Annotated in this window: 28 protein-coding genes and 3 pseudogenes; 19 read left to right on the forward strand and 12 right to left on the reverse strand. The window is 71.7% G+C overall.

What is annotated here, in order from left to right:
* Nucleotides 1-40 precede the first annotated feature (40 nt).
* Together MF408_RS13595 and MF408_RS25480 are read right to left on the reverse strand one after the other, a co-directional pair.
* On the reverse strand, nucleotides 41-475 hold the full coding sequence (locus tag MF408_RS13595; protein ID WP_275693163.1) for an FCD domain-containing protein: 435 nt from the start codon (nucleotides 473-475) through the stop codon (nucleotides 41-43).
* Between the two features lie 195 nt (nucleotides 476-670).
* Complete coding sequence (locus MF408_RS25480) at nucleotides 671-799, reverse strand: hypothetical protein (protein ID WP_275693164.1); 129 nt, start codon at nucleotides 797-799, stop codon at nucleotides 671-673.
* Between the two features lie 122 nt (nucleotides 800-921).
* On the opposite strand from MF408_RS25480, the gene MF408_RS13600 reads away from it, so the two are divergent.
* The 3 genes from MF408_RS13600 (at nucleotide 922) to MF408_RS13610 (ending at nucleotide 2,892) form a co-directional block, all read left to right on the forward strand.
* Nucleotides 922-1,557, forward strand: a complete 636-nt coding sequence (locus MF408_RS13600; protein WP_275693165.1) for an acyl-CoA dehydrogenase family protein — start codon at nucleotides 922-924, stop codon at nucleotides 1,555-1,557.
* Entirely contained in the window at nucleotides 1,491-2,057 is a 567-nt protein-coding gene (locus MF408_RS13605; RefSeq protein ID WP_240248149.1) for an acyl-CoA dehydrogenase family protein, read from the forward strand. Before MF408_RS13600 ends, MF408_RS13605 begins: the two co-directional genes overlap by 67 nt.
* Nucleotides 2,058-2,127: 70 nt before the next feature.
* Entirely contained in the window at nucleotides 2,128-2,892 is a 765-nt protein-coding gene (locus MF408_RS13610; RefSeq protein WP_240248150.1) for an enoyl-CoA hydratase/isomerase family protein, read from the forward strand.
* Nucleotides 2,893-2,976: 84 nt separating this feature from the next.
* Here the strand turns inward: MF408_RS13610 and MF408_RS13615 are convergent, their stop codons facing one another.
* Genes MF408_RS13615 through MF408_RS13625 form a run of 3 tightly spaced genes read right to left on the reverse strand, consistent with a single transcriptional unit; the run spans nucleotide 2,977 to nucleotide 5,704 of the window.
* Nucleotides 2,977-3,741: a crotonase/enoyl-CoA hydratase family protein gene (locus MF408_RS13615; RefSeq protein ID WP_240248151.1), complete on the reverse strand. Its 765-nt coding sequence runs from the start codon at nucleotides 3,739-3,741 to the stop codon at nucleotides 2,977-2,979.
* Entirely contained in the window at nucleotides 3,738-4,505 is a 768-nt protein-coding gene (locus MF408_RS13620) for an SDR family NAD(P)-dependent oxidoreductase (RefSeq protein ID WP_240248152.1), read from the reverse strand. Before MF408_RS13620 ends, MF408_RS13615 begins: the two co-directional genes overlap by 4 nt.
* 14 nt (nucleotides 4,506-4,519) lie before the next feature.
* A complete protein-coding gene (locus MF408_RS13625) occupies nucleotides 4,520-5,704 on the reverse strand; it encodes a thiolase family protein (protein ID WP_240248153.1) in 1,185 nt (394 codons plus the stop codon).
* A 184-nt stretch (nucleotides 5,705-5,888) separates the two neighbouring features.
* On the opposite strand from MF408_RS13625, the gene MF408_RS13630 reads away from it, so the two are divergent.
* The 3 genes and pseudogenes from MF408_RS13630 (at nucleotide 5,889) to MF408_RS13640 (ending at nucleotide 8,090) form a co-directional block, all read left to right on the forward strand.
* Nucleotides 5,889-6,857 carry a hypothetical protein gene (locus MF408_RS13630; protein WP_240248154.1) on the forward strand — a complete coding sequence of 323 codons (969 nt, stop codon included), beginning with the start codon at nucleotides 5,889-5,891 and terminating at the stop codon, nucleotides 6,855-6,857.
* Nucleotides 6,858-6,920: 63 nt separating this feature from the next.
* Nucleotides 6,921-7,580 (forward strand): annotated as a pseudogene (locus MF408_RS13635) (SDR family oxidoreductase); the annotation flags it as partial.
* 57 nt (nucleotides 7,581-7,637) lie between these two features.
* Entirely contained in the window at nucleotides 7,638-8,090 is a 453-nt protein-coding gene (locus MF408_RS13640; protein ID WP_240248155.1) for a nuclear transport factor 2 family protein, read from the forward strand.
* A 76-nt stretch (nucleotides 8,091-8,166) separates the two neighbouring features.
* Here the strand turns inward: MF408_RS13640 and MF408_RS13645 are convergent, their stop codons facing one another.
* Nucleotides 8,167-8,742, reverse strand: coding sequence for a nuclear transport factor 2 family protein (locus MF408_RS13645; protein WP_240248156.1), 576 nt, complete (start codon nucleotides 8,740-8,742; stop codon nucleotides 8,167-8,169).
* A gap of 92 nt (nucleotides 8,743-8,834) precedes the next feature.
* On the opposite strand from MF408_RS13645, the gene MF408_RS13650 reads away from it, so the two are divergent.
* The 7 genes and pseudogenes from MF408_RS13650 (at nucleotide 8,835) to MF408_RS13680 (ending at nucleotide 16,587) form a co-directional block, all read left to right on the forward strand.
* Nucleotides 8,835-9,626, forward strand: a complete 792-nt coding sequence (locus MF408_RS13650; protein WP_240248157.1) for an SDR family NAD(P)-dependent oxidoreductase — start codon at nucleotides 8,835-8,837, stop codon at nucleotides 9,624-9,626.
* 57 nt (nucleotides 9,627-9,683) lie between these two features.
* Nucleotides 9,684-10,739 (forward strand): LLM class flavin-dependent oxidoreductase, encoded by a 1,056-nt coding sequence (locus tag MF408_RS13655; protein ID WP_240248158.1) that lies wholly within the window; start codon nucleotides 9,684-9,686, stop codon nucleotides 10,737-10,739.
* A 1-nt stretch (nucleotide 10,740) separates the two neighbouring features.
* The gene (locus MF408_RS13660) at nucleotides 10,741-12,390 is read left to right on the forward strand and encodes an AMP-binding protein (RefSeq protein ID WP_240248159.1); all 1,650 of its coding nucleotides are present in this window, start codon (nucleotides 10,741-10,743) and stop codon (nucleotides 12,388-12,390) included.
* A 222-nt stretch (nucleotides 12,391-12,612) separates the two neighbouring features.
* Nucleotides 12,613-12,762, forward strand: a pseudogene (locus MF408_RS26930) (acyl-CoA dehydrogenase family protein); the annotation flags it as partial.
* Nucleotides 12,760-13,584 carry an acyl-CoA dehydrogenase family protein gene (locus MF408_RS26935; RefSeq protein ID WP_345893949.1) on the forward strand — a complete coding sequence of 275 codons (825 nt, stop codon included), beginning with the start codon at nucleotides 12,760-12,762 and terminating at the stop codon, nucleotides 13,582-13,584. The pseudogene MF408_RS26930 and the gene MF408_RS26935, both read left to right, overlap by 3 nt.
* A gap of 34 nt (nucleotides 13,585-13,618) precedes the next feature.
* Complete coding sequence (locus tag MF408_RS13675) at nucleotides 13,619-15,094, forward strand: aldehyde dehydrogenase family protein (RefSeq protein WP_240248160.1); 1,476 nt, start codon at nucleotides 13,619-13,621, stop codon at nucleotides 15,092-15,094.
* Nucleotides 15,094-16,587 carry a CoA transferase gene (locus tag MF408_RS13680; RefSeq protein WP_240248161.1) on the forward strand — a complete coding sequence of 498 codons (1,494 nt, stop codon included), beginning with the start codon at nucleotides 15,094-15,096 and terminating at the stop codon, nucleotides 16,585-16,587. The genes MF408_RS13675 and MF408_RS13680 overlap by 1 nt, the downstream gene beginning before the upstream one ends.
* A gap of 763 nt (nucleotides 16,588-17,350) precedes the next feature.
* On the opposite strand, the gene MF408_RS13685 is transcribed toward MF408_RS13680, so the two are convergent.
* Nucleotides 17,351-18,133: a glucose 1-dehydrogenase gene (locus MF408_RS13685; protein WP_240248162.1), complete on the reverse strand. Its 783-nt coding sequence runs from the start codon at nucleotides 18,131-18,133 to the stop codon at nucleotides 17,351-17,353.
* A 22-nt stretch (nucleotides 18,134-18,155) separates the two neighbouring features.
* The gene (locus MF408_RS25490; RefSeq protein ID WP_275693166.1) at nucleotides 18,156-18,782 is read right to left on the reverse strand and encodes an aldehyde dehydrogenase family protein; all 627 of its coding nucleotides are present in this window, start codon (nucleotides 18,780-18,782) and stop codon (nucleotides 18,156-18,158) included.
* Nucleotides 18,783-18,789: 7 nt separating this feature from the next.
* Here MF408_RS25490 and MF408_RS25495 point away from each other — a divergent pair, with 7 nt between their 5' ends.
* A complete protein-coding gene (locus tag MF408_RS25495; RefSeq protein WP_275693167.1) occupies nucleotides 18,790-19,626 on the forward strand; it encodes a hypothetical protein in 837 nt (278 codons plus the stop codon).
* An 80-nt stretch (nucleotides 19,627-19,706) separates the two neighbouring features.
* On the opposite strand, the gene MF408_RS13695 is transcribed toward MF408_RS25495, so the two are convergent.
* From MF408_RS13695 to MF408_RS13705, 4 genes are all read right to left on the reverse strand, one after another.
* Nucleotides 19,707-20,333: a TetR/AcrR family transcriptional regulator gene (locus tag MF408_RS13695; protein WP_240248163.1), complete on the reverse strand. Its 627-nt coding sequence runs from the start codon at nucleotides 20,331-20,333 to the stop codon at nucleotides 19,707-19,709.
* A 64-nt stretch (nucleotides 20,334-20,397) separates the two neighbouring features.
* Nucleotides 20,398-20,910, reverse strand: coding sequence for a hypothetical protein (locus MF408_RS13700; RefSeq protein ID WP_240248164.1), 513 nt, complete (start codon nucleotides 20,908-20,910; stop codon nucleotides 20,398-20,400).
* Nucleotides 20,907-21,038 (reverse strand): hypothetical protein, encoded by a 132-nt coding sequence (locus MF408_RS25500; RefSeq protein WP_275693168.1) that lies wholly within the window; start codon nucleotides 21,036-21,038, stop codon nucleotides 20,907-20,909. Before MF408_RS25500 ends, MF408_RS13700 begins: the two co-directional genes overlap by 4 nt.
* A gap of 301 nt (nucleotides 21,039-21,339) precedes the next feature.
* Nucleotides 21,340-22,161: an SDR family oxidoreductase gene (locus MF408_RS13705; protein WP_240248165.1), complete on the reverse strand. Its 822-nt coding sequence runs from the start codon at nucleotides 22,159-22,161 to the stop codon at nucleotides 21,340-21,342.
* A 108-nt stretch (nucleotides 22,162-22,269) separates the two neighbouring features.
* On the opposite strand from MF408_RS13705, the gene MF408_RS13710 reads away from it, so the two are divergent.
* The 5 genes and pseudogenes from MF408_RS13710 (at nucleotide 22,270) to MF408_RS13730 (ending at nucleotide 26,758) form a co-directional block, all read left to right on the forward strand.
* On the forward strand, nucleotides 22,270-23,448 hold the full coding sequence (locus MF408_RS13710) for an acyl-CoA dehydrogenase family protein (RefSeq protein ID WP_240248166.1): 1,179 nt from the start codon (nucleotides 22,270-22,272) through the stop codon (nucleotides 23,446-23,448).
* Nucleotides 23,445-24,032 (forward strand): annotated as a pseudogene (locus MF408_RS13715) (acyl-CoA dehydrogenase family protein); the annotation flags it as partial. The gene MF408_RS13710 and the pseudogene MF408_RS13715, both read left to right, overlap by 4 nt.
* A 115-nt stretch (nucleotides 24,033-24,147) precedes the next feature.
* The gene (locus MF408_RS13720; RefSeq protein WP_240248167.1) at nucleotides 24,148-24,612 is read left to right on the forward strand and encodes an acyl-CoA dehydrogenase family protein; all 465 of its coding nucleotides are present in this window, start codon (nucleotides 24,148-24,150) and stop codon (nucleotides 24,610-24,612) included.
* Nucleotides 24,609-25,397 carry an amidohydrolase family protein gene (locus MF408_RS13725; protein WP_240248168.1) on the forward strand — a complete coding sequence of 263 codons (789 nt, stop codon included), beginning with the start codon at nucleotides 24,609-24,611 and terminating at the stop codon, nucleotides 25,395-25,397. The genes MF408_RS13720 and MF408_RS13725 overlap by 4 nt, the downstream gene beginning before the upstream one ends.
* On the forward strand, nucleotides 25,394-26,758 hold the full coding sequence (locus tag MF408_RS13730) for an acyclic terpene utilization AtuA family protein (RefSeq protein WP_240248169.1): 1,365 nt from the start codon (nucleotides 25,394-25,396) through the stop codon (nucleotides 26,756-26,758). Before MF408_RS13725 ends, MF408_RS13730 begins: the two co-directional genes overlap by 4 nt.
* Nucleotide 26,759: the final 1 nt, after the last annotated feature.

Raw genomic sequence — 26,759 nt, forward strand, 5'->3', positions numbered from 1 at the left:
CCGCCGATCGTTCCCGGCGGAGGACCGCCCCGGCTCCGGGTCAGGCGAAGAAGCGCTGCTCCCAGGGGATGATCTCGTTCATCACCTGGGGGAACTTGCGCTCGGCGTACCGTTCGTAGGCCTCGATGTGCTCCCGCATCCGCTCCATCGCGAGCTCGGGGTCGCGGGCGGCGAGCGAGTCGTAGATCTCCTGGTGCGCCTTGAGGATCGCCTCGCGCCGGTACTGGGGGTAGTCGATGCCGATGGCCGTGCCGTCCATGATCGACAGCAGCGACTCGATGATGTAGCCGAAGAGGGCGTTCCCGGACGACCAGGCGATGACGTCGTGGAACCGCTTGTTGGCGTCGAGGAAGGAGTACTGGTCGTCGATGTCGGAGCGCATCTGGTCGACGGTGCCGCGGAGCTCGACGAGCTGCTCGTCGGACATCCGGCTCGCGGCGAGGCTGCTGATCATCGGCTCCACGGCCGACCGCACCTCGACGATGGTCCGGAACGGGGGCCTGCCGCAGCTGCATGAGGAGCACCAGGGTGCTGCCGAGGTGCGCGGCGTTGGGGGACAGCAGCACCGGTCCGCCGCGCGGACCCGGCTTCAGAGCGATCACTCCCTGGAACTCGAGCAGCCGCAGCGCCTCGCGGAGCGTGCCCCGGCCGGTCTGGTACTTCTCGAGCATCACCTTCTCGGGGGCGAGCAGGTCGCCCTCGCGAAGGCCCGCCCGAGCGCGTCCTGCACGATCCGCTGCGCGACCAGCATCGCAGCCTTCGGTGGCCGCTGTGCGGCGGCCTGGTTGAGAACCGACATCGCCTCACCCTCCTCAAAAAGATGCCAAACATTAGCACGAATTGTCGTCCATCCCCAGAACTCGGGATCGGCCCCGGAGCCGGTACACGGGGCGGTGGGCGGTGCCAGAGAAAGGAGCAGCGATGACCGGAACGACCGACCTCTCCGACCGTAACGGGGTCGCGGAGGAATTGGGTAGCCTCGTCCGGTCCTGGGGCCTGAGGGAGGTCCGGCCCACCGTGGCCGAGCGCGAGGACCGCGGGGAGTTCCCGCGCGACCTCTACCGCCAGATGGGGGAGCTCGGGTTCTTCGGGTGCTGCTTCTCCGAACGGTACGGCGGCACGGCGGCGGGGTTCCGTGCCCTGGCCGCGGTGTCCGAGGCGTTGGCCTGGGTCTACCCGCCCCTCTCGGCGTCGATGAACCTCCAGGCGGCAACAGTGCCGCTCACGATCGCGAACTGGGGCGCGCCGAGCCAGGCCGACCACTGGGTACCCGGCCTGGTGGCGGGCGAGCTGCTCGGGGCCAACGCCATGACCGAGCCCGACGGCGGCTCGGACTTCCTCGGTGCGATGCGGACGCGGGCGGTGGCCGACGGCGACTCGTTCGTCATCAACGGCTCGAAGATGTGGATCACCAACGCCAACGTCGCCGACGTCGCGATCGTCTACGCCAAGACCGACCCGGACGCCGGCCACCGGGGGTCACCGCGTTCGTGGTGCCGACCGACACCCCGGGCTTCGAGGCGACGCGGGTGCCGTGCCGCGGACTCGGCAAGCTGATGCCGACCAACGCCGTCAGCATGACCGACGTGCGGGTGCCCGCGGACGCGGTGCTGGGCGAGGTCGGCGGCGGGTTCAAGGTCGCCATGAACGCGCTCGACTACGGCCGGCTCACGGTGGCGGCCCGGTCGGTCGGCCTGGCCCAGGCCTGCCTCGACGCCGCCCTGTCCTACGCCGACGCGCGCACCGCCTTCGGCGAGAAGATCGGCACGTTCCAGATGGTGAAGAAGCAGCTGGCCGACATGACGGTCGAGGTCGCCGCGGCGCGGGCGCTCGTGCGTGCCGCGGCCGAGCGGTACGACGTCGGCGACCTCGCGACGCGGGGAGAGCTCGGTCGCCAAGTACTACGCGGGGGAGGTCTGCAACCGGGCCGCCCAGGCCGCGGCGGAGATCTTCGGCGGGGGCGGCGTTCAGCGACGACCTGCCGATCGGGCTGTACCTCAACTACGCGAAGCTGTGGCAGACCGGTGAGGGGTCGGCCAACATCCAGGCCAACCTGATCGCGGACGACGCGCTGGGTTGGAAGTCCATGGACCGCCATCGGTCGGTCCTCAAGGCGGAGGTGACCTCATGAACGACGTCCTGATCGAGGAGCGCGGACCGGCGTTGTGGATCCGGCTGAACCGGCCGGAGCGGCGCAACGCCTACGACGCGCCGATGGCCGACGCCATCACTGCGGCGCTGGACGGTGCGTCGACGTACCACGCGGTGGTGATCACCGGCTCGGACGGCTCGTTCTGTGCCGGTGGTGCGCTGACCAACCTCAGCGAACCGGACATGCCGTCGATGCGGGCGCTCTACAAGGCGTCGCTCCGGCTCTTCGACGCGATCCGCACCTGCCCGCGGCCGGTGATCGCCGCCGTCAACGGGGCGGCCGCCGGCGGCGGCAACGAGCTGGTCGTCGCCTGCGACCTCGCGATCGCCGCGCGGTCGGCGACGTTCGGCCAGACCGGGCCCAAGGTCGGGAGCTCCCCGGTCACCGGCGCGACGAACGTGATGGGCGTGCAGATCGGCGAGAAGCGGGCCAAGGAGCTGTCGATGCTCTGCCGCCGGTACTCGGCGGAGCGCGCCTACGAGATGGGGCTGGTCAACGACGTCGTCGACGACGACGCGCTCGAGGACGCGGCCACGAGCATGGTGGAGGAGCTCACCCGGCTCAGTCCCCGCTACGTGGAGATCACGAAGATCAGCAGCAACCTGTGGTGGAACGCCGCCCGCGACTCGTTCTCCAACGGACTCGGGATGCTGGTCCAGGCGATCGGCAGCCCGGACATGCGTGAGGGCGCCGCCTCCTTCATGGAGAAGCGGAAGCCGCAGTTCCCCGACCCGGCATGACTCCCGCCGGGCGGTGAGCCCAGCAGAAGCACGGACGGCCGGTGTCCCGTGGCGGGGCGCCGGCCGTCGTACGTCGAGAGGGCGTCAGCGCCCCTTCCAGCGCGGGGCGCGCTTCTCCTTGAACGCCGTGGCGCCCTCGCGGGCGTCCTCGGACTCGCGCACCGGGACCGAGATCTCACGCTGCTTGTCGAACATGTCCGTGCGGCTCCACTCCGGCGACTCGACGATGATCCGCTTCGTGGCGCGCACGGCGAGCGGGCCGTTCTCGGCGATGCTGCGGGCGATCGCGAGGGCACCGTCGAGCGCCTCGCCGGGCGCGGTCACGCGGTTGACGAGGGAGACCTCGGCCGCCTGCTGGGCGGTGATCATCGCTCCGGTCAGCGCCCACTCCATCGCCAGGTGGTAGGGGATCCGCTGCGGGAGCCGCATCAGGCCGCCGCCGGCGGCGACGAGGCCACGCTTCACCTCGGGGAGGCCGAACTTGGCGTCCTCGGCGGCGACGATCATGTCGCACGCCAGCGCGATCTCGAACCCGCCCGCCAGGGCGTAGCCCTCGATCGCGGCGATGATCGGCTTCTCCGGGGGGCCCTCGACGATGCCGGCGAACCCGCGCCCGGGGATCGACGGCTTCTCACCTGCGAGGAACGCCTTGAGGTCCATGCCGGCGCAGAAGGTGCCGCCGGCACCGGTGATCACGCCGGAGACCAGGCTGTCGTCGCTGTCGAGCCGGTCGATCGCCGCGCCGATGGCCTGCGCGGTCACGGTGTTGATCGCGTTGCGCGCCTCGGGGCGGTCGATCGTGATGACGAGGACCCCGTCGAGGACATCGGTGCGGACCGGCTCGCTCATCGCGGAGCCATCCGGATCCCGCCGTCGAGGCGGATCGTCTCGCCGTTGAGGTAGTCGCAGTCGAGGATGTGCAGCGCCGTGGCAGCGAACTCCTCGGGCCGGCCCAGGCGGGACGGGTGCGGCACCTGGGCGCCGAGCTTGGCGATCACTTCGTCGCCGTGGCGGCTGAGGATCGGGGTGTCGAACACGCCGGGCGCGATGCTGCAGACCCGGATCAGCGACCGGGCGAGGTCGCGGGCGGCCACCACGGTCAGCCCGACCACGCCGGCCTTCGCCGATGCGTAGGGCAGCTGGCCGACCTGGCCCTCCCAGGCGGCGACCGACGCGGTGAGGACGCACGCGCCACGCTGCCCGTCGTGGGGCTCGTTCGCCGCCATCCGCGCGGCCGCGAGACGGAGGACGTTGTAGGTGCCGTTGAGGTTGATGTCGACGATCTCGCGGTAGGCGTCGAAGTCACCCGGTGTGCCGTCACGGTTGACGACGCGGACGGTGCCACCGCGGCCCGCGCAGTGCACCAGGTGGCGCAGCGGGGCGCGACCGGTCGCCACGTCGAGGGCGCGGTCGACGGCCTCCTGGTCCCGGACGTCGGCGGGCGAGAAGGTGGCGAGGTCGCCGAGCTTCTCCGCGACCTCGGCGCCGGCCGAGGTCGGCAGGTCCACGATCGTGGTCGGGACCCCGCGGTCGACGAGCTTGGTGACGGTCGCCAGGCCGAGGCCGGACGCGCCGCCGGTGACGAGAGCGGAGCCGGAGCTGCTGAGCTTCAAGGCAACGTGCCCTTTCAGGAGAGGATCTCGATGATGGTGGCGTTGGCCATGCCACCGGCCTCGCACATCGACTGGAGGCCGTAGCGACCACCGGTCTGCTCGAGGTGGTTGATCAGCGTGGTCATCAGCCGGATGCCGGACGCACCCAGGGGGTGGCCCAGTGCGATCGCGCCGCCGCGCGGGTTGAGCCGGGAGACCGGCAGGTCGGGGAACTCCGCGGACCAGGCCAGTGGCACCGGCGCGAACGCCTCGTTGATCTCCACGGCGTCGATCTGGTCGATCGTCATCCCGGCCCGGTCCAGCACCTTGGCGGTGGCGGGGATCGGCCCGGTCAGCATCAACGTGGGGTCGTCGCCGACCACCGCCGAGGCGACCACCCGGGCGCGCGGTCGCAGCCCGAGCTCGCGGGCCTTCTCGGCGCTGGTCACCAGGACCGCGCCGGCGCCGTCGGTGATCTGGCTGGCGTTGCCGGCGGTGATCTTCCAGTCGATGTGGGGATGCGCGGCGCGGTTGCCGTCGGTGGCGAACACGGCCTTGAGCTCGGCCAGCCTGTCGGCGGTCGTGCCCCGGCGGATCGTCTCGTCGGCGGTGACCGTGCTCCCGTCGGGGAGAGCGACGGCCGAGATCTCGGCGTCGAAACCGCCGCCGTCGGCGGCCGCCGCCGCGAGCTCGTGCGAGCGGGCGGAGTACTCGTCGAGCTGGCGCCGGGAGAAGCCCCACTTGTCGGCGACCAGCTCGGCGGCCACGCCCTGAGGGACCAGGCCGGGGAACCGCGCGGCGACGGAGGGACCGTGCGGGTCGGCGCCCATCCGGGCCGACCCCATCGGCACCCGGCTCATCGACTCGATCCCGCCGGCGACCACGACGTCGTACACGCCGGCGCGGATGCCCTGCACGGCGAACTCCAACGCCTGTTGGCCGGAGCCGCACTTGCGCTCGATCGACACCGACGGCACGTGGACGGGGTAGCCGGCGGCGAGCCACGCCTGGCGGCCCGGGGTCGCGGACTGCTCGCCGGCCTGGCTGACGCAGCCGACCATGAAGTCCTCGACGATCGCCGGGTCGATCCCGGTGCGGGACACCAGTCCCTGGAGGGCGCTGGCAAGCAGGTCGACGGCGTGCACGGACGAGAGGGCGCCGCCCTCCTTGCCCTTGCCCGTCGGGGTGCGCACGGCGTCGACGATGACGGCATCGGTCATGGGAGCCTCCCAGGTCGGGCCGCGGCGCGGCACCAGGCAGAAATGATGATCATCATTAACGGTATCTCCCCGCACTCTTGTCGAGAAGGGCCGATCTCGTGTAATCATAATCACGGATTCCGATCCACGCGACCGCAGCTCCACGACACCACGACCGCCGGGATCCCCGGCCAGGAGGCACGTGATGACCGCCCAGTCAGGCCCGAGCGCGGAGCTCGGGACGCAGAACCTCGAGAAGCTCACGGGCACCCAGCTCGACGTCGCCGGCCGGGCCGAGCTGCTCGACACCCAGACCGAGTGCACCTTCGTGTACACCAACGAGGACGGCTGGCCCTGTGGTGTGGTGATGAGCTACATCCAGGTCGACGGCGTGTTCTGGCTGACGGCCGTCGAGGGCCGCGGCCACGTCCGCGCCCTCGCCCGCGACCAGCGCGTCAGCATCGTCGTGTCGAGCGCCGGCAGCGGCCTGCCGGGCCGGCGGATGCTGTCGGTGCGGGGGCGAGGTCACCGTGCACCGCGACCAGGAGACGAAGGACTGGTTCCTCGACAAGTTCACCCGGGCACTGCAGCCTGCCGACCCCGACTCCTGGCGCAAGCTGCTCGACAGTCCCCAGCGGGTCGTCTTCGAGGTGAAGCCGGTCGGGATCACCGCCAGCCACGACCAGCGCAAGATCCCTGGCAACGGCCGTGGGATGTCCGCGGACGCCGACACCGGGCGGCGGGCAGGCCAGGCGGTGTCGTCGTCGGAGAGGACGAGCTGACCGTGGCCAAGCACCTGATGGTGGTCCTGAGCCGCGCGAAGCCGGGCCGCGACGCGGAGTTCAACGAGTGGTACGACGTGCACCTGCGCGAGACGGTCGACAAGCTCGACGGCTTCGCCAGCGGCCAGCGGTTCCAGGTCGCAGAGCTGCCGGGCGCGCCGGAGAACCCGTACCGGTACCTCGCGCTCTACGAGGTCGAGGGTGACCGGGTCGACGTCGCCGTCGAGGAGATCCAACGCGGGCGCAAGGAGCGCGCCGAGGCCCAGGCGGCCGGGCGGGAGCCGATGATCTCGGTCTCCGACTCCCTCGACCCGACCGCGTTCGTCGTGGGCTTCTTCAGCTCCATGTCCGACCCGGTCCTGTCACGGCGGCTGGCGGAGGTGGACGGATGAGCGCCGCGGTGGGACGCCGCCTGGAGGGCCGGGTCGCCGCCGTCGTCGGCGGCGGGTCGGGGATGGGCCAGTGCGGTGTCGCTGCGCCTGGCCGCGGAGGGTGCGCACACCTACGTCGCGGACCTGTCGGAGGACAAGGCTCGCGCCGTGACCGAGGAGGTCGCCGCTGCCGGTGGTCGGGCCGAGGCGGTGCAGCTCGACGCGACCGACGTCCCCTCGCTGCGCGCGTTCTACGCCAGGATCGAGCGGGACCACGGAGTGCTCCACGCCCTCCACAACCAGGTCGGGATGCCCGGACCGGGCGGTCTCGACGTCAGCGAGGACGACTTCGAGACCGCCATCGACGTCAACGTGAAGAGCGCCTTCTACGTCGCCTCGCTCGGCTACGAGCTGGTCAAGAAGGCGGCCGGTCACGGGTCGATCACGATGACCGCGTCCACGGCCGCCATGATCGGGTCGCCGTTCAGCCCGCTCTACTCGCTGACCAAGGGTGCGCTGACGGCCTACACCCGGTCGTTGGCGCTGGTGGGCGGCCCGGACGGCGTACGGGTCAACTGCGTGTGCCCCGGACCCGTCGACACCCCGATGCTGCCGACCTTCTTCGGCCGTGACCCCGGCGCCGACATGGCCGACCTGATGAGCAGCTTCATCTCACTCGTTCCGCTGGGGGAGGCCCGCGACGCCCGACGAGATCGCCGGGGTCGTCGCGTTCCTCGCCAGTGACGACGCCGGCTTCGTGACCGGCGTGACCATTCCCGTCGACGGAGGGCTGACAGCGAAATGACCGACCACAACGACGACCTCGGCGTGCTCGCCGCCCGGAGCGCCCGTGTCTACCACCGCTACGCGCGCGCCGTCGACGAGGGCGACCTCGACACCCTGCGCGCGATCGTCACCGACGACATCAAGATCACCCGGGGCGACCACCCGACCGAGGAGGGCGTCGAGGCGTTCCTCGACGTCTACCGCGCGCACAACGCCTTGAACATCCCGGTCTGCAAGCACGTCGTGACGAACGTGCTCGCCGAGCGTGACGGCGACGACGTCGTCACCCACGCGTACTTCGAGGCCTCGATGTACGAGGAGGAGCAGACCAGGGTCGTCATCGGGGTCTACGACGACGTGCACCGCGAGGTCGACGGCGAGCTCAGGCTCGCCCACAAGAAGATCCGGGTGCAGCGGACGCTGTACCTGGCCCCTGCCGGGGCGAACTACGCGCACGTCGGCCGCTGAGACCGACCGACCAGCGCGCGGGCGCTGGTGGTGGCAGCCCGGCGCCTCGACAGGTGCCGGGCCGCCGTCGTCGTGCTCAGGAGCGGTAGGTGGTCCAGGTCGGCAGGGTCTCGGGGTAGTCGGCCTCGGCGTACGGGGCGCCGGGAAGCCGGATCCGCCGGGCGTCGGTGAAGCTGGTCGGCATCTGCTCGAACGGCACGTTGTACATGAACCGCAGCTCGCGGCCGGCGAAGACCCAGCGGCCGTCGTCGAGACGGCGGTAGCGGTCGTCGTACCGGTACGCCGCCATCAGCAACCGGTTGCCGAGCGCGAGCTCCGCCTGGCCGGTGAGCAGCCCGACGGCGGTGCCGGCGTCGGTGTCCACGTCGATGACGTGTGAGTTCGGGATGTGCAGGGTGGTCACGTAGCGGTCCATCATCCCGGCGTAGAACTCGCGCAGGACCTCGTGGCCGGCGTAAGTCTGCCCGGCGCGGGTGAAGGTGCCGTCGGCGTCGAAGCAGCGGACCACGGTGTCCAGGTCGTGGTCGTCGACGGCGACGGAGTAGAGCGCTCCGAGCGCGCGGATCGCGTCCTTGTCGGCGAGGGCCCGCAGCTGGCGGGGCAGGTCCTCAGCGGTTGCGAGGGTGGTGCTGGTGGCGCGGTCGAGGTCCATGGCGACTCCCTGTCTCGTATTTAGGCGCATGATTGTCACAATATGCCTAGAAGTGTTAGCGTCGCCACATTCGGTTTCGAGAGGAGCTGCGCATGACCGCGGTGCATGACGAGGTCGGGTCCGCCCGCGCCACCACCGGCGCCCGGGGCGTCGTGGTGACGGGAGGAGCACGCGGGATCGGCAAGGGCATCGCCCAGGTCCTGGCCGCCGACGGGTACGCCGTCGTGCTGGTCGACGTCGCGCAGGACGCACCGGACGTCGCCGCCTCCTTGGGTGGCGGCCACGATGCCGTGGTCGGCGACGTCTGCGACGGCGACGTCGTCGCCGAGGCCTGCCGGCGCGCTGCCGAGCTCGGGGACGGGCTCCGCGCCGCCGTCTTCAACGCCGGCGTGACCTCGCCCGGGGAGACCGAGGGATACCCGCTCGCGGAGTGGGACCGGGTGCTCGACGTCAACCTGCGCGCCGTCTTCGTCGGTGCCCAGGCCGCTCGCCCGTTCCTCGCCGAGGACGGCAGCATGGTCATGCTCAGCTCGATCAGTGCGTCGCAGGGCTTCGGCGCCCGGGCGTCGTACTGCGCCTCCAAGGCCGGTGTCGACGGCCTGGTCCGCTCGCTCGCCATGGAGTGGGCCCCGGCCGGGGTACGCGTCAACGCGATCGCCCCGGGGACGTTCAGCACCGAGATGCAGCGCTCGATGGTCGAGAGCGGCCGGGTCACCCTCGACCGCTACCTCGAGCGGATCCCCATGAACCGCATCGGCGAGCCGACGGAGATCGGCGACGCAGTCTCGTTCCTGGTCTCACCCCGTGCCAGCTACATCACCGGGGTCGTCCTCCCGGTGGACGGCGGATGGGCTGCGGGTGGTCTGCCCGCGACCCCGGGCTGACCGGAACCCGCCCCCCTCGTCGGTATCCCTCCTCCTCAACTCCGGAAAGGCACTCCCATGGTCCAGATGGGTCTCCTCCTCAGCGACGTGCCGAAGTCGGTCTCGCCGTCCCAGCAGTTCAAGGACGTGCTGCGGATCGTCGAGGCCGCGCAGGCCAACGGCTTCACGTACATCGCCATCGGCCAGCACTTCCTCTACGGCGAGCTGCGGTGGCTCCAGCCCGTGCCGCTCCTGGCGCGGCTGGCGGCCGAGGTCGACCACGACGTCAAGCTCGTCACGCAGATCATGATCGCGCCGCTCTACCACCCGGTGATGCTGGCGGAGGAGATCGCCACCCTCGACGTGGTGACCGAGGGTCGGCTGATCTTCGGCGCAGGCCTCGGCTACCGCCCCGAGGAGTTCGACTACTTCGGGATCCCGTTCAAGCAGCGTGCCGGCCGGTTCGACGAGTCCCTGGAGCTGATGAAGAAGCTCTGGACCCAGGACTCGGTGACCCACCACGGCAAGTACTGGCAGCTGGAGGACGTCCACCCGCACCTGTTCCCGGTGCAGGACCCGCACCCGCCGATCTGGATCGGCGCCCACGCGATCCCCGGCGTCAACCGCTGCGCGAAGTACGGCGACGCCTACGCGTGCCCGCCGGAGACCCCGATGCACGAGATCGCCGAGCGCCACCAGATCGTGATGGACGGGTTCGCCGCGCGGGGCAAGGAGTTCACGCCCCAGCCGCTGCGCCGCAACTGCCTGGTCGCCGACACCCGCGAGGAGGCGATCGTCGAGTTCGCACGCGTCGCCCAGGGCCGCTACCTCACCTACGTCAACAAGGGTCTCGACGTGATGGCCGACAAGGATCTCGAGAACGAGTTCGCGAAGGCGGTCTCCGGACACGCGGTGATCGGCACGCCGGACGACGTGGTGGCGACGCTGACCGACTACGTCGAGAAGCTGCCCGTCGACCCGATCCTCCTGCGGCCGCAGTGGCCCACGATGGACGGCGACGAGACGATCGCCGCGATCAACCGGCTCGGCAAGGACATCGTCCCCGCGATGCTGCCGCTGCAGGCCCGGACGACCATCGACGAAGCCGCCTACGCCGTCCCCCAGGAGGCCTGAGGTGGCGGCGACCCAGTACTACACCGGCCTCGTCCCCGCGTTCCCCGACCCCGAGACCTGGACGCTCGACCACGTGCTGCGGCACCACGCCGCGGAGCGGCCGGACGCGGTCTGCCTCGACACCCCCGAGGAGGACGCGTCCTGGACCTACGCCGAGGCGCTCGAGGCATCGGAACGGATCGCGTCGGCGTTCTACGCCGCGGGTGCCCGGCAGGGTGACCGCGTGGTGCTGATGGCCGCCAATTCCTCGCGGTTCGTGCGCACCTGGTGGGCCACCGCCGTCGGTGCCCTCGTCGAGGTGCCGATCAACACGAACTACGAGGGGGAGTTCCTGCGCCACCAGCTCGACGTCGCCCAAGCGCGGTGGGCCGTGATCGACGACCACCTCGCCGAGCGCTGGGTCGCCGTCGCCGAGCACGCGCGTGGCATCGAGAAGTTCTGGGTGATCGACAGTGGCGCCGGCATCCGCGACAAGGCGATCGCCCTGCTGACCGAGCACGGCTTTGCTGCGACCGCCTGGGAGGAGCTCGAGGCCACCGAGAGGACGCAGCTGCCGAAGCCGCGGCCGCAGGACCTCGGCGCGATCTTCTACACCTCCGGCACCACCGGGCCCTCCAAGGGCGTGGCCATGCCGCACTCGCAGCTGTACTTCTTCGCGCAGATCGTGCACTCGCTGACGAGACTCACACCGGACGACGTCTACCTCACCACCACGCCGCTGTTCCACGGCAACGCGACGTTCATGGCGGTCTACCCGGTCATCGTCGCGGGCGGTCGCGCCGTCGTCCGTTCGAAGTTCAGCGCGTCGCGCTGGATCGACCACGTCCGCGAGTCCGGCGTCACCGTCACCAACTTCGTCGGCGTGATGATGGACTTCGCCTGGAAGCAGCCCCCGCGGCCCGACGACCGCGACAACAAGCTCCGCTGCGTCTACGCCGCCCCGACGGCGAGCTCGATCGTCGAGGAGTTCAAGGAGCGCTACGGCATCGAGGCGTTCGTCGACGCCTTCGGCCTCACGGAGACGTCGGCGCCGATCATGTCGCCGTACGGCATCGACCGTCCGGCCGGCGCCGCCGGGCTCCAGAACAAGGAGTGGTTCGACATCCGGCTGGTCGACCCCGAGACCGACCGCGAGGTGCCGGTCGGCGAGGTCGGCGAGCTCGTCGTCCGACCGGTCCACCCGTGGACCTGCAGCATGGGGTACTACAACATGCCGGAGAAGACGGTCGAGGCGTGGCGCAACCTGTGGTTCCACACGGGTGACGCACTCCGCAAGGACGAGGACGGCTGGTTCTACTTCATCGACCGCTACAAGGACGCGCTGCGTCGGCGCGGGGAGAACATCAGCTCCTACGAGGTCGAGCAGGCCCTGCTCGGCCACCCCGCCGTGGTGGAGGCCGCCGTGATCGGCGTACCTGCCGACGTCGAGGCGGGCGAGGACGAGGTGCTCGCGGTGGTCGTCACCAGGGAGCCTGCCGACCCGGCGGAGATCCTCGAGTGGTGCCGCGGCCGGATCCCGGCGTTCGCGATCCCGCGCTACCTCCGCGTCGCGCCCGCCCTGCCCAAGACGCCGTCGGAGAAGGTGCGCAAGGCCGCGCTCCGCGAGGAGGGCGTCACCGCCGAGACCTACGACAGCACCGCGGCCCGCTGACCCGCGGCCGGTTGGAAGGAACCGTCATGGACTACACACCCGACCCGGTCCACGAGGACATCCGCAAGGGCATGCGCACGCTGTGCGAGCGCTTTCCCGACGAGTACTGGGCCGAGCGCGACGACAAGCACGAGTTCCCCTGGGACTTCTACAACGCCGTCACCGAGGGCGGCTGGCTCGGTCTCACCATCCCCGAGGAGTACGGCGGCGGGGGGTCTCGGCGTCACCGAGGCGGCGATCGTCGAGCGCGAGATCGCCCGCTCCGGCGCCGGCATGGGCGGCTGCAGCTCGGTGCACATCGGGATCTTCGGCTTCGAGCCGATCCTCCACCACGGCAGCGAGGACCTGAAGAAGCGGTACCTGCCGCGGGTGCCGACCGGCGAGCTGCAGATCTCGTTCGCGGTCACCGAGCCCGACGCCGGGATCGACACCACCAACATCTCCACCTTCGCCCGCAAGGTCGACGGCGGCTGGCTGGTGTCGGGCAAGAAGGTCTGGATCTCCAACGCCCACCAGGCCGAGCGGATGCTGCTGCTGGCGCGCACGACGCCCAAGGAGGAGTGCGCCAAGAGGACCGACGGCCTCACCGTGTTCTTCGCGCCGATGGACCGGGAGAAGGTCACCATCCGTTCGATCCCGAAGATGGGCCGCAACTCGGTGGACAGCAACGAGCTCTTCATCGACGACCTGTTCGTGGCCGACGAGGACGTGGTCGGCGAGGTCGGCAAGGGCTTCAAGGTGATCCTCACCGGCCTCAATGCCGAGCGGGTCGTCGCCGCCAACGCGATGCTCGGCATCGGTGAGGCCGCGCTGCGGCGCGGCACGCGGTACGCCAACGAGCGCGTCGTCTTCGGTCGGCCGATCGGGCAGAACCAAGGCCTGGCGTTCCAGCTGGCGGAGGCGAAGATCCGGCTCGAGGCCGCCGACGCCGTGCTGCAGAAGGCCACCTGGCTGGTCGACCAGCAGCAACCGTGCGGCGCCGAGGCCAACTACGCCAAGTGGCTGTGCGCCGAGGCCGGCTTCTACGCCGCCGACGTCGCGCTGCAGGTGCACGGCGGGATGGGCTACAGCAAGGAGTACCACGTCGAGCGGTACTTCCGGGAGGCGCGCCTGATGCGGATCGCACCGATCAGCCAGGAGATGGTCCTCAACTACGTCGCCGAGCACGTGCTCGGCCTGCCCCGCAGCTACTGAGCGCCCACCAATCCAGAGAGGTGACACCATGACCGTGACCGACGACAGGATCGAGGAGCTGCGCTCCTGGGTCCCGGCCGCCCGCACCCTGCTCATCGGCGACCGGATGGTCGACCCCGAGGGGGAGACCTGGGACGTCTACAACCCCGCCACCGAGGAGGTCATCGCCACGGTCGGCGGCGCCTCCGCCGCGCAGGTCGACGCGGCGGTGGCGGCCGCCCGAGCAGCGTTCCCCGCGTGGGCGGCGCTGAGCGGCGAGGAGCGCTCGCGCCACATCCACCGGCTCGCCGACGTGCTCGAGAAGGCCGCCGACCGGCTGCTTCCCTCCATCGTCAACGAGGTCGGCACGCCGGTCTCGCTGGCGGAGTACCTCCAGGTGAAGATGGCCGTCGACGAGCACCTGCGGTGGGCTGCCGACGCCGCCAAGACCGACCGGACCGTGCACCTCGGCGAGTACGACAAGCCGGTTCCCACCATGAGCGACGTCGTGCACCAGCCGGTCGGCGTGGTGGCCGCGATCACCGGGTACAACTACCCGTTGAACCTCGCGATCTTCAAGTTCGGTGCGGCGCTGGCCGCGGGCTGCACGGTGGTCCTGTTCCCCTCGCCCCGCACGCCGCTGACCACGCTCCTCCTGGGCGAGCTGATCCAGGAGGCGGGTCTGCCGCCGGGCGTGATGAACGTGATCGTGGGCGGCACCGACGTCGGCGTCCAGCTGTCGTCGCACAAGCACGTCGACCGGGTCTCGTTCACCGGATCCGACGCGGTCGGCTCGCGGATCATGGCGCAGGCGGCGGAGAACCTCGCCGGCGTCACGCTGGAGCTGGGTGGCAAGTCCCCGAGCATCGTGATGCCCGACGTCGACGTCAGCCAGATCGCCGTCGAGATGCACCTGCGCTGGTCGCGCAACGGCGGCCAGGGCTGCGCGGCCCTGGCCAGGCTGCTCGTCCACGAGAGCAAGTACGACGAGTTCCTCGAGGCCGGTGCCGCGGCCTTCGACCAGATGGTGGTCGGTGATCCCTGGGACCGGGCGACCAACATCGGGCCGATGATCCGTCCCGACCACCAGGCACGGGTCCGGGGCTTCGTCGACGGCTCGGTCGCCGAGGGCGGGAAGAAGCTGCTCGAGGTGACGAAGCCGCTCCCGGAGAAGGGCTGGTACGTCAACCCCGTGCTGCTGGGCGACCTCCCGCCCGACGCGCGGGCGGTCCAGGAGGAGATCTTCGGCCCGGTCGCGGTGATCCTGCCGTTCAAGGACGAGGAGGACGCGATCCGGCTCGCCAACGACACGGCGTACGGCCTGGCCGCCAACGTCTGGTGCAACGACCCGACGCAGGCGCGGCGGATGGCCGAGGCGATCCGGGCCGGAACGGTCTGGATCAACGGCGGCGGCGCGATGCGCCCGGACGCTCCGTTCGGCGGCTACGGCCGCTCCGGTGTCGGTCGCGAGCTCGGCGAGTGGGGCATGCGGGAGTACCTCGAGGTCAAGCACATCCAGTGGAGGATCTGATGGCGCACGACCGGGCCGGTGGACCGCTCGCCGGCATCCGCGTCCTCGAGCTCGGCACGATGTACGCCGCCCCGACCTGTGGTCGGATGCTGCGCGACTTCGGCGCCGACGTGATCAAGGTGGAGGACCCGAACGCCGGCGACTACGCCCGCCAGTGGACCCCGATGAAGAACGGGCAGTCGCTCGGCTTCGCCCGGCTCAACAGCGGCAAGCGCTCGGTGGGCGTCGACCTGCGCTCGCAGGAGGGCAAGGACCTGGTCCGCCGGCTGGCAGGCGAGGTCGACGTCGTGATCGAGTCGTTCCGGCCCGGTCGGATGGACGAGTGGGGGCTGGGGTACGCCGCGCTCGCCGCCGACCACCCGGGCCTGGTCATGACCAGCGTCAGCGGCTTCGGCCAGACCGGCCCCAACCGGGAGCGCCCCGGGTTCGGCACCGTGGCGGAGACCGGCAGCGGGTTCGCCTACATCAACGGGTGGCCCGACACCCCGCCGACCTCACCCCCGTTCGGCTTCGCCGACTCCATCGCGGGCATCGCTGCCGCGATGGGGACGGCGATGGCGCTCTACCGGCGCGAGCGCAGCGGCGTCGGCGACCACGTCGACATCGCGCTCTACGAGCCGCTGATGTTCATCATCGGCGACATGATCATCAACTACACCGGCACCGGCTTCGTGCAGGGACGGGTCGGCAACGGCACCGGCTCCGCCTCGCCGCGGGGCGTCTACGAGGCCGCGGACGGCAAGTGGCTCTCGATCGCGGCGTCCAACCAGGGCATCGCGAAGCGGCTGTTCGCCGCGATGGGCCGCCCGGAGATGATCGACGACCCGCGCTACGCGACCAACGAGGTCCGGATGCAGCACAACGACGAGCTGCAGGAGATCGTCAAGGCCTGGGTCGCCGAGCGGCCCCGGTCGGAGGTCCTCGACATCCTGGAGAAGTTCGAGGTCGTCTGCTCCCCAGGTCAACGACGCCAGCGACATCGTCGAGGACCCGCACTTCCTCGAGCGCACGCTGGTGGAGATCACCGGCAGCAGCGCCCTCGGCCGGGTGCTCACCCCTGGTCCGGTGCTGCACCTCGAGGGCTACGACGGTCCCGGCTACCACGGGGTCCCGGCGATCGGCGAGCACACCGACGAGGTCCTGGCCGAGCTGCTCGGCTGATCCCCTTCGTACTCGGACCCGCGCTGCCTCGCCGAGGCGGCGCGGGTCCGGTGCGTCCGGGTCCTACCGCACCAGCGGCAGGACCTCCGAGCCGAACAGCCGCAGCTGCTCGAGCACCTCGGCCAGCTCCATGCCCGGCCACTGGAGCCGCAGCACGAAGTCCGTCATCCCGATGTCGGCGCGCAGGGCGTCGAGGCCGTCGCCGACCTGCTGCGGGGTGCCGAGCAGCAGCCGGGTCCGCAGGTCGTCGACGGCGTCGTCCGGCAGGATCGCCGACTTCTCGGACTCCTTGCCCAGGCCCCACTCGAGGTAGGTGCGGGTGCGGCCGCTGACGAAGGGCTCCACGCGGGCGGCCGCCTCGGCAGGGGGAGCCCGCGATGTAGAGGTCGCGGCGTACGGGCACGGTCTCGGCCGGCCCGCGACCGAGGGCGGCGCGCTCGGCGGCGTGCACCGCGAAGAGGCGGCGCAGCTCGTCGTGGCTGACGAACGGCGGCGGGTAGAAGCAGTCGCCGAGCCGGGCAGCCCGGCGGGCCGAGGCCTCGGCGCCGCCGCCCATCCAGATCGGGACGCCGGGGCGCTGCACGGGCAGCACGACGGAGGCGTCGGACGTGACGTCGAAGAACTCGCCGTGGTGGTCGACCGGCTCCCCGGACCAGAGCGCGCGGATCAGCTCCACGGCCTCCTCCGTGCGCCGGACGCGGTCGCGTCGGTCGACCTTGAAGAGCTCGAACTCCTTGTCGGTGTAGCCCAGCCCCACCCCGCACACGGCGCGGCCGCCCGTCACCGCGTCGAGCGTCGCGATCTCCTCCGCCACCTGGACCGGGTGGAGCAGGGGCATCAGCAGGATCGCGGTCGCCACCCGCATCTCCGGGAACCGCTGGGAGAGGGCGGCCAGGTAGGGCACCGGCTGGTAGAACCGGAGCCGCTCGGGCAGGTAGTGCTGCCCGGAGGTGAACAGCGACATCCCCCAGCGGCGGCCCTCCTCGAGGATCGCGCAGTGCTCCTCGATCTGCTGGGCCGCGCTGACCTCCGGTCCGTGCACCCAGTCGAGGACGATGCCGAAGCGCAGCGGGGCGTCCGGGGTGAGGTCGGCGCTCATCGTGCCGTGTACCCGCCGTCGACCGGCAGTGCGACGCCGGTGATGTACGACGCCTCGTCCGAGGCCAGGAAGTGCACGGCGGCCGCGACCTCGGACGGCGACGCGAGCCGGCCGAGTGGCACCGAGCCGACCAGCATCGCCCGCCTGTCGGTGGGGGAGACGTCGTCGTCGCGCGACACGAACCGCGGCAGCATCGCAGTGTCGACCGGACCCGGGCACACAGCGTTGACGCGGATGCCCTGCGGTGCGAGCGCGAGCGCCAGCGACTTCGTCAGCGAGACGACGGCACCCTTGGAGGCCGAGTAGAGCGGGCTCAGCGGCGACCCCACCAGTCCCGCGACCGAGCTGGTGAACACGACCGAGGCGTCCGGCGCACCGGCGGCCAGCCACGGCTCGGCCGCCGAGCAGGCGCGCAGGCCGCCCTCGAGGTTGACGGCCAGCAGCCGGTCGAAGTCGGCACGGGCGATGTCGGTGCCGCTCGGCCCCGGCACGCCGGCGTTGTTGTAGAGCACGTTGATCCGGCCGTGCGCCCGGCCCACCGTGTCGACGAGCCGCTCGACGGCGTCGACGTCGCTGACGTCGAGCCGGTGCGCCTCGGCCGTGGCGCCGGCCGCGACCACCTCGGCCGCCACGGCGTCGGCGCGGCCGTCGTCGAGGTCGGTCACGACGACGTGGGCGCCGCTGCGGGCGAAGCGCAGCGCGGCCGCGCGACCCATCCCGTCGCCGCCGGCGGTGATCACGACGACCCGGGTGCGGACCGCCTCTGGACTGCTGCTCAACCCTGCCTCCTTGCTCGGCCGGTCAGACCGGCCACTGGACGTGCTGCGGCTCGAGGAACTCGCGGATGCCCCACTCGCCGTGCTCGCGGCCGATCCCGCTGGCCTTGAACCCGCCGAAGACCCCGTCCGGGCGCAGCGCGCCGCCGCCGTTGACGGTGACCAGCCCGGCCTGCAGCCGCGGGGCGACCTGGCGGGCGCGGTCGGCGTCGCCGTAGACGTTGGCCGCGAGGCCGTAGACGGTGTCGTTGGCGAGCGCGACCGCCTCGTCGACGTCGTCGTAGGGCAGCACGACGCCGACCGGGCCGAAGACCTCCTCCTGCGCGATCCGCGCTCTCGAGGCGACGCCCCCGACCAGGGCGGGGGCGGTCCAGTAGCCGCGTCCGGCGACCTCCGCCGCCACCGTGCCGCGCGCCAGCACCTCGGCCCCGTCCGCGACCGCGTCGGAGACCATCGCCTCGATGCGGTCGCGGTGGGCGGCGCTGATGACCGGTCCGACGACGGTGCGCTCGTCCCACGGGTCCCCGACCGGCACGTCGGCGAACACCCGGGCGCTGCGCTCGACGAACTCCTCGAGCTGGGAGCGGTGGACGAGCAGCCGGGTCGGCGAGGCGCAGCCCTGGCCGGCGTTGCGCAGGTAGCGCAGGTGCACCGCCTCGGTGACCGCCGCGAGGTCGACCCCGGGCAGGGAGGAGGTTCGGCGACTTGCCGCCGAGCTCGAGCACGACGCCCTTCACGCCCTCCGCCGCCTGCCGCATCACCTGCTTGCCGACCTCGAGCGAGCCGGTGAAGCTGATCTTGGCGATCGCGGGAGCGAGGGTCAGCGCCACCGACTCGTCGCGACCGGCGACCACGATGTTGAGGACGCCGGGCGGCACGCCGGCCTCCTCGGCCGCGTCGGCGACCAGCAGCGTGGTCAGGGGAGCCAGGGGCGAGGGCAGCAGCACCACGGTGCAGCCTGCGGCCAGTGCCGCCCCGACCTTCGAGACCGCGAGCAGGAACGGGTAGTTGTAGGCGCTCAGCGCCGCCACCGGTCCGACCGGGCGGTGGCCGATGATGCTCTCGCTCCTGGGGGCGGCCGCGTCGACGCCGAGCGACTCGGTGCGGTCGGCGCCCGCCCGGTCGGCGTACCACCGCAGGTGGCGCAGCGGGGCGTCGACCTGGAGGGCCCGGCTCAGGGCGATCGGGGTCCCGGCCTCCGCGACGACGGTGGAGGTCAGCAGGTCCCGGCGTGCCTCGAGCGCGTCCGCCAGGCGGTGCAGGACCGCCGAGCGCTCCGCCGGCTCCAGCGCCGACCAGGGGCCGAACGCCGCCGCGGCGGCGTCGGCCGCCGCGAGCACCTGCGCGTTCGTGGCCATCGGCAGCCGGGCCAGCACCTCCCCGGTCGCCGGGTCGTCGACGGCCAGCTCCGCGCCCTCGCCGGGGGATCCGTCGGCCGGCGACGAGCAGGTCGGTCGAGTGCGTCGGCGGCAGGGTTCGCATCAGGGCTCCGGTGAGGTCGAGACGGCGAAAGCGGACGGAAACGTCCGGTTAGCGCCCACAACGTAGCCCGGGGCCACCGCGGGGGGCAAGGGCCTCAGGCCTGCGGGTCGGCCTCGGACGAGCCCAGGGCCACCAGGGTGAGCTCCGCCGCGCGCCGCCACTGCCGTGCCGAGACCGCGCGGCGGCCGAACGCCAGGGTGTAGGCGATCGTGGCGTGGAAGAGGTCGTCGCTGGTGACGTCGACGCGCACGAGCCCGGCCTCCCGGCACTGGTCCACCAGGTCGATGATGGGCCGGCGGACCGCCGACTGCGCCTCGCGGACCATCGGCGGCGGGTCGTCGAGCCGGTCGATCTCGACGTACAGGCTGTGGCGGCGGTTGTAGTCGAAGAGCGCGCGCACGACCGCGGCGAACCGCGGGCCAGGCTCTGCCTCGCGCTCGATCACCTCCAGCACCAGCGCGCGGACCTCCGCGTACTGGCGCACCGCGACGGCGGCGACGAGGGCGTCGCGGTTGGGGAAGCTGCGGTAGGCCGTGGCCTTGCCGACCCCGGCCTTCTCGGCGACCGCCTCCATCGTCGTCAGCGCCCCCGACTCGGCGAACAGCGCTCGCGCCGCGTCGAGCAACCGCTCGCGGTTGGAGACGCCGTCCGCGCGCCGCGGACCCGGGTACGGCTCGGTCGTGCCGTCGTACAACGCGTCGGAGCTGTGCCTGCGTGCCATGGCGTCAGTATCGCCGTGGCTCGGGGTCGGCGCTCGGTAGTCGGCGGGGCCGGCTCCGGCGCTCTCAGTGCAGCGCGTCGCCGATCCGCGGCTGGCCGTCGGCGTCGAACGTCAGCCGGCTCAGCCCGTCCCGCGGAGGCGGCTCGATGCGCAGGGCGACCGAGGCCTTCTGCTGGCTCCACTTGACGACGTCGAGCAGCAGCTCGGCGATCTCGGCGGGGGAGAAGTGCTCGTGGGCGGCGGCGCGCAGCTCGGGTCCGGCGCCGGCCGGCTCGAGGATCACCGCGTCGGTGAGGCGGAGGGCGACCTTCGCGCGCTCGGGGAGGTCGCTGTCCTCGTAGTGGTCGATCTTCGCGGCGGTCGTCTCGTCGAGGTCGTCGGGCGCGGTGCGCAGCGACCGGCACAGCCGGCAGTCGTGCACCCGCGCGCACCGGAGCCGGACCAGCTCGGTGATCACGGGGTCCAGCCGGTCGCCGCGCACGGCGGCGGCAGCGTAGTCGGCGACGGCGTGGTCGATCGGGGTGCCGTACTTGGGCGCGGACGGGTCGGTGGGGAGGGGGATCCGCGGTCCGGTCATGCCAGCACCTGCGCCGCCACGTGGTCGACCCGGGCCGCCAGGTCGACCGACCACACCACGTTGCTGAGCTCGTGGACCTCCACCGGGGTGCGGTCGGCGAGCAGGGGTGCGACGTCCTCGTCGCCCATGCTCCCGACCGAGAAGACGAACTGGTCGACGAAGCCCAGCAGTGCCCGGGTGGGCTCGTCGAACGCCGGCGACGCGTGCCAGTCGGCGAGTCCGGCGAGCTGGTCGGCGGGGGAGCACGCTGCCGGCCGGGTCGGGTGGCTCCAGACCGAGCAGGTCCGCGACCCGGCGCTGCACCAGCTCGCGCGTCGCGGGGTCGGCGGTCGCCGCCGCGACCCGCTCGACCTCCGCGAGGGCGGCGACCGCCTCGGGGGCGTGCCGGGCGAGGGGCCGCGCGTCCCTCGGCGGCGGACGCGGGGGGCATCAGGGCTGCCCGCCGTCCACCGGGATGACGGCTCCGGTGGTGTACGACGACAGGTCGCTCGCGAGGTAGAGGGCGGCGCCGACGATCTCCTCGGGGTCCCCGCCGCGCTTGGCGGCGAAGCCCTGGGCCCGCTGCGCGAACGCCTCCGCGTCCCACGCCTTGCTCACGTCGGTGAGGAAGGTGCCGGCCATGATCGCGTTGACGCGGACGCTGGGGCCGAAGGTGTGGGCGAACCCGACGGTGAGCGCGTTGAGGCCCGCCTTGGCCGCGGCGTAGGGGAGGATCGTCGGTCGCGGCCGGACGGCGCCCATGCTCGTGATGTTGATGATCGAGCCGCCGTCGCCCTCGGCCATCCGCGTACCGACCAACGCGGTGAGGCGGAACGGGCCCTTGAGGTTGACCCCGATCACCTTGTCGAAGAGCTCCTCGCTGACGTCGACCACGCTGTCGTAGAGGGGGGACATGCCGGCGTTGTTGACGAGGACGTCGACGTGGCCGAACGCGTCGTACGCCTGGTCGGTGAGCTCGTCGAGCGCGTCCCACCGGCCGACGTGGGCGCCGATGCCGACCGCACGGCGACCGGTGGCGGCCCGGAGCTCGGCGGCGTACTCCTCGCACGCCTCGCCGTTGCGGCTGGCGACGATCACGTCGGCGCCGGCGCGCGCGAGTCCCATCGCCATCGCGCGGCCGAGACCGCGGCTGCCGCCAGTGACGAGGGCGACCTTCCCCGCGAGGTCGAAGGCCGGTGCTCCCGCGCCTGTGGGGGCCTGGCTCGCGCCCGCCTGGTCGGCTCCGTCGGGGGTTGACGACGACGTGCTCATCGATGTCTCCTTCTTGCCAGCGGCCAGAATCTATCTATATGGTGATCATAGTTATCAGCCATTCAGGTGCCAAGCAACGGCGCCCCGAGCCCAGGGCAGGAGTCTCTCGTGTTGGGATTCGAACTCTCCCCCGAGCAACAGCAGCTGCGGGACCTCGCGCGCGACGTCGCGCTCGACGTCTACGCGCCGCGCGCCGCCGACTGGGACCTCAACCGGACGCCGCTCCCCCACGAGGAGCTCAAGCGGCTCGCCGATCTCGGGTTCCTCGGCATCACGATCCCCGAGCAGTACGGCGGCCACGGCGGCACGCTGCTCGACGCGCTGATCGTCCAGGAGGAGATCGCCAAGGAGAACCGCCAGGCCGCCTTCCACGTGTTCGAGTCGAACGTGGGCCCGTGCCGGGTGCTGGAGTTCTTCGGCACCGAGGAGCAGCGCCAGCGGTACCTCCCGCAGGTTGCCAGCGGTGACATCGAGATGGCGATCGGCATCTCCGAGCCCGACGCCGGCTCCGCGGCCACCGACATGAAGACCAAGGCCCGGATCGAGGGCGACGAGGTCGTCATCAACGGCAGCAAGCGGTGGATCTCCAACGGAGGGGCGTCCAGCCACTACCTGGTCTACTGCCGGCTCTCCGACGCGCCGGGGGCGAAGGGCATCGGCGCGGTCATCGTGTCGGCCGACGCCGAGGGCGTGTCGTTCGGCGCCAGCGAGAAGCTGATGGGCTTCCGGGGGATCCCGAGCGCCGACATCTACTTCGACGACGTCCGGGTCCCGATCTCCGACCTGGTGGTCGAGGCAGGCGGCTTCCGCAAGCTCTTCGGCGTCTTCTCCATCGAGCGGCTGGGCAACGCCACGATGTCGCTCGCGATCGGTCAGGCGTCGCTCGACCGCACCAAGGCCTACGTCGCGGAGCGGCAGCAGTTCGGCCGTCCGCTGATCGAGTTCCAGAGCGTCCAGATGACCCTCGCCACGATGGCGATGCAGGTCGAGGCGTCGCGTCTGCTCATCTACCGTGCCGCGGTCAACGCCGGCGACGGCCTGCCCGACTCCTACGAGACGTCCATCGCCAAGTGCTTCGCCAACGAGATGGCCAAGCAGGTGTCCGACCTCGGCATGCAGATGCACGGCGGCAACGGCTACACCGAGGAGTACGGTCTGGAGCGGTTGCACCGCGACTCCCACGGCTGGGCGATCGCGGGCGGCACGCCGGCGATCCAGCGGGTGCGGATCGCGTCGGAGATGTTCGGCCGAAGCTTCAACCAGCGTCCGGAGGCGATCCAGCGGTGACCGACTCGCCCGAGGCTCCTCTGTTCGAGCTGCCCGAGCGCTACCTCGACCTCCAGGCCGAGGCGCGGGCGCTGGCCGAGTCGTGCCGCGACGTCGCAGCGCGCGCGGACGAGGCGGACCGGTTCGACCCCGACGTCCGGAAGCGGCTGACCGAGAGCGGGCTGTGCCGGGTCGGCGTGCCGGCGGAGTACGGCGGTCGGTTCAAGAACGTCGACTCGCTGGCCGTCACCGTGGTCCGGGAGGCGCTGGCCGGTGTGAGCGCCCACCTCGACTCGATGTTCGCCATGCAGGGCATCGGCAGCTTCTGCGTGACCCGTGCCGGCAGCGACGCGGTCCGGAAGGAGTGGCTGCCGCGGGTGGCGTCCCTCGACGCGGTCGCGGCGATCGGGCTCACCGAGCCCGACGTCGGCTCCGACCTCCGCGCGATCACGACGACCGTCGTGCAGGACGGCGACGCGCTGGTGGTCAACGGGCACAAGTCGTTCATCACCAACGCCCCCGACGCGTCGTTCTTCAGCATCCTCTGCCGGGAGGGCGACGGCTACTCGTTGGTCTTCGTCCCGGCCGATGCCCCTGGCGTCTCGGTCACGATGCCGCACCAGATCGTGGCCCCCCACGTGCTCGGGGGACGTGGTGATGGAGAACGTCCGGGTGCCGCTCGACCACCGGATCGGCGAGGCGGGCGCCGGGTTCACGCTCATGCTGCAGACCCTCGCCACCTTCCGGGTGAGCGTGGCCGGCGCGTCGGTCGGCCTCGCAGAGGCGGCCCTGCGCGAGGCGCTCGGCCACGCCACCGAGCGCGAGCTCTTCGGCAAGCCGTTGGCTCGCCTGGGAGGGGTGCCGGCGTCGCTGGCCACCTGCTGGATGGAGATCGAGATGGCGCGGGCGATGACCTACCGGGCCGCCGCCGCTGCTGCGCGTGACCCGCTGGCCGGGATGCACCTCTCCTCCATCGCGAAGGTCGGCGCCACGGAGGCCTGCGGCCGCGTGGTCGACCGGGCGGTGCAGGTGATGGGCCGGTTCGGGCTGGTGCGCGGCAGCAACATCGAGCGGTTCTACCGCGAGGCGCGCCCGATGCGGATCTACGAGGGCTCGACCGAAGTGATCCTCGACTCGCTCGCCAAGAAGCTGGTCAAGGACCACGGGGCGGAGGCGCCGCGGTGATCGTCGACTGCCACCTCCACGTGTGGCCCGACCACATCGCCGACGCGATGCAGGCGCAGCGGCCGTCGGGCATGCCGCTGCGCTTCAACGGAAAGCTCTCCGGCCTGCTCGAGAGCATGGACCAGGCGGGCATCGACAAGGGGTTCGCGCTGGGTGTCGGCATCAAGCCGTCGGTCGTGGCTCGCACCAACGAGTTCATCGGCACCGTCCCGCGTGACCGGCTGGTCCCGTTCGGCACGGTGCACCCCGAGCTCCCGGTGGAGGAGAACCTCCGCCACCTCCAGGACAACGGGATCGTCGGCGTCAAGCTGCACCCCCTGTTCCAGGAGCTCTCGCTGGCCGACCCGCGTGTGGAGGAGATCCTCGCCGCCCTGGCCGAAGCCGGCATCCCGGTGATCACCCACGTCGGCGCAGGCGGCGACGCCGCGGCCAACGAGCGAGGCGGCCCGCACCACCTCGCCCGGCTGGCGAAGGCGCTGCCCGACCTGACCCTGATCGCCTGCCACTTCGGCGGCTACCACCAGCTCGACGAGGCCGAGGAGCACGTGGTCGGCTCGAGCGTGCTGCTGGAGACCTCGTGGCCGCCCACCGTGGGCGACCTCGACAAGGAGCGGATCGTCGCGCTGATCCGGCGCCACGGTGCCGACCGCGTCGTCTACGGCTCCGACTGGCCGATGGCCGACCCCGCTGCCGAGATCGCCGCTGTCCGGTCGCTCGGCCTCACCCGCGAGGAGGAGGACGGCATCCTGGGCGGCAACATCGCGCGGGTGCTGGGGATCTCGTGAGCCGGACGGTCCGGCTCGGCGCCGGCATGGCCTTCTGGGGCGACCGGGTGCAGCCGGCGATCGAGATGGTCGAGCGGGGGGACATCGACTACCTCTGCTGCGACCACCTAGCCGAGCTGACGATGTCGATCCTCGCCAAGCAGCGCGCCCGCAACCCTGACCGCGGCTACACCCGCGACATCCTGGACCTGCTCCGCGGCGCCCTCCCCGCCATCGTGGAGAAGGGCATCCGGGTCGTCACCAACGCCGGCGGCGCGAACCCGCACGCCGCGGCGGAGGCGGTGGTCGCCCTGGTCAAGGAGCTCGGTCTCTCCGGCGTCCGGGTGGCCGTCGTCACCGGCGACGACATCGAGCCCGCCATCGACGACCTGACGGACCGCGGCGTCACGTTCGACAACCTCGACACCGGCGAGCCGCTGTCGACGGTCCGCGACCGGCTGACGCACGCCGCCGTCTACACCGGCTGCGAGGGCATCGTCTCCGCCCTCGACCAGGGCGCGCAGATCGTGATCTGCGGCCGGGTCACCGACATCGCCCTCTACCTCGGTCCCCTCGTCCACGAGTTCGGGTGGGCGCGCGACGACTGGGAGCGGCTCGGCATGGCCACCGTGGTCGCCCACGCGATCGAGTGCGGCGGTCAGGCCACCGGTGGCCTCTACGACGGCGGGTGGGCCGACGTGCCGGGCTTGGAGGAGCTCGGCTACCCGATCGCCGAGGTCTCCGAGGACGGCACCGCCGTGGTCACCAAGACCCCGGGCACCGGCGGACGGGTCGACGTCGGCACCGTCAGCGAGCAGCTCGTCTACGAGATCCTCGACCCCGCCAACTACCTGACCGCCGACGTGACGGCCGACTTCACGCAGGTGCGGCTGGAGGAGGTCGGCCCCGACCGGGTCCGGATCACCGGCGGCACCGGGCGGCCGGCGCCGGCGACGTTGAAGGTCAACATGGGCTACCGCGCCGGCTTCGTGGGCGAGACCCAGTTCACCTACACCTGGCCGCGGGCCTACGAGAAGGCCCAGCGGGGCCTGGAGTTCCTGCGCAAGCGGCTCGCCGCCGCAGACTTCCGGTGCAGCGACGAGCTCGTCGAGTACCTCGGTCACACCTCGATGTGGGGCGGCCGGGTCGCCGAGCCGGACGACCCGGACCTGCCCGAGGTCGTCGTCCGCTACGCCGCGCGGTGCCCCGACGCGGACGAGGCCCGCAAGGTGTTCACCGAGAGCGTCCCGCTCTACAACAACGGCCCCGCCGGGATCGCCGGGATCGGCACCCGGCCGCCGTTGAAAGAGCTGTACGCGATCTGGCCGGCGCTGATCCCGCGCGAGCACGTGGTCCAGTCCGTCGAGATCCTGGAGGTCTGAG

Source organism: Nocardioides sp. TF02-7, from assembly GCF_022437945.1.
In the GTDB taxonomy this organism is placed as follows: Bacteria; Actinomycetota; Actinomycetes; order Propionibacteriales; family Nocardioidaceae; genus Nocardioides.

Bases quoted from the DNA above. Each gene is read 5' to 3' on its own strand.
- MF408_RS25480 (WP_275693164.1), bottom strand. From the start codon at position 799: ATGTCGGTTCTCAACCAGGCCGCCGCACAGCGGCCACCGAAGGCTGCG.
- MF408_RS13600 (WP_275693165.1), top strand. From the start codon at position 922: ATGACCGGAACGACCGACCTCTCCGACCGTAACGGGGTCGCGGAGGAA.
- MF408_RS13610 (WP_240248150.1), top strand. From the start codon at position 2,128: ATGAACGACGTCCTGATCGAGGAGCGCGGACCGGCGTTGTGGATCCGG.
- MF408_RS13615 (WP_240248151.1), bottom strand. From the start codon at position 3,741: ATGAGCGAGCCGGTCCGCACCGATGTCCTCGACGGGGTCCTCGTCATC.
- MF408_RS13625 (WP_240248153.1), bottom strand. From the start codon at position 5,704: ATGACCGATGCCGTCATCGTCGACGCCGTGCGCACCCCGACGGGCAAG.
- MF408_RS13630 (WP_240248154.1), top strand. From the start codon at position 5,889: ATGACCGCCCAGTCAGGCCCGAGCGCGGAGCTCGGGACGCAGAACCTC.
- MF408_RS13640 (WP_240248155.1), top strand. From the start codon at position 7,638: ATGACCGACCACAACGACGACCTCGGCGTGCTCGCCGCCCGGAGCGCC.
- MF408_RS13645 (WP_240248156.1), bottom strand. From the start codon at position 8,742: ATGGACCTCGACCGCGCCACCAGCACCACCCTCGCAACCGCTGAGGAC.
- MF408_RS13650 (WP_240248157.1), top strand. From the start codon at position 8,835: ATGACCGCGGTGCATGACGAGGTCGGGTCCGCCCGCGCCACCACCGGC.
- MF408_RS13655 (WP_240248158.1), top strand. From the start codon at position 9,684: ATGGTCCAGATGGGTCTCCTCCTCAGCGACGTGCCGAAGTCGGTCTCG.
- MF408_RS13680 (WP_240248161.1), top strand. From the start codon at position 15,094: ATGGCGCACGACCGGGCCGGTGGACCGCTCGCCGGCATCCGCGTCCTC.
- MF408_RS13695 (WP_240248163.1), bottom strand. From the start codon at position 20,333: ATGGCACGCAGGCACAGCTCCGACGCGTTGTACGACGGCACGACCGAG.
- MF408_RS13700 (WP_240248164.1), bottom strand. From the start codon at position 20,910: ATGACCGGACCGCGGATCCCCCTCCCCACCGACCCGTCCGCGCCCAAG.
- MF408_RS25500 (WP_275693168.1), bottom strand. From the start codon at position 21,038: ATGGGCGACGAGGACGTCGCACCCCTGCTCGCCGACCGCACCCCGGTG.
- MF408_RS13705 (WP_240248165.1), bottom strand. From the start codon at position 22,161: ATGAGCACGTCGTCGTCAACCCCCGACGGAGCCGACCAGGCGGGCGCG.
- MF408_RS13720 (WP_240248167.1), top strand. From the start codon at position 24,148: ATGCTGCAGACCCTCGCCACCTTCCGGGTGAGCGTGGCCGGCGCGTCG.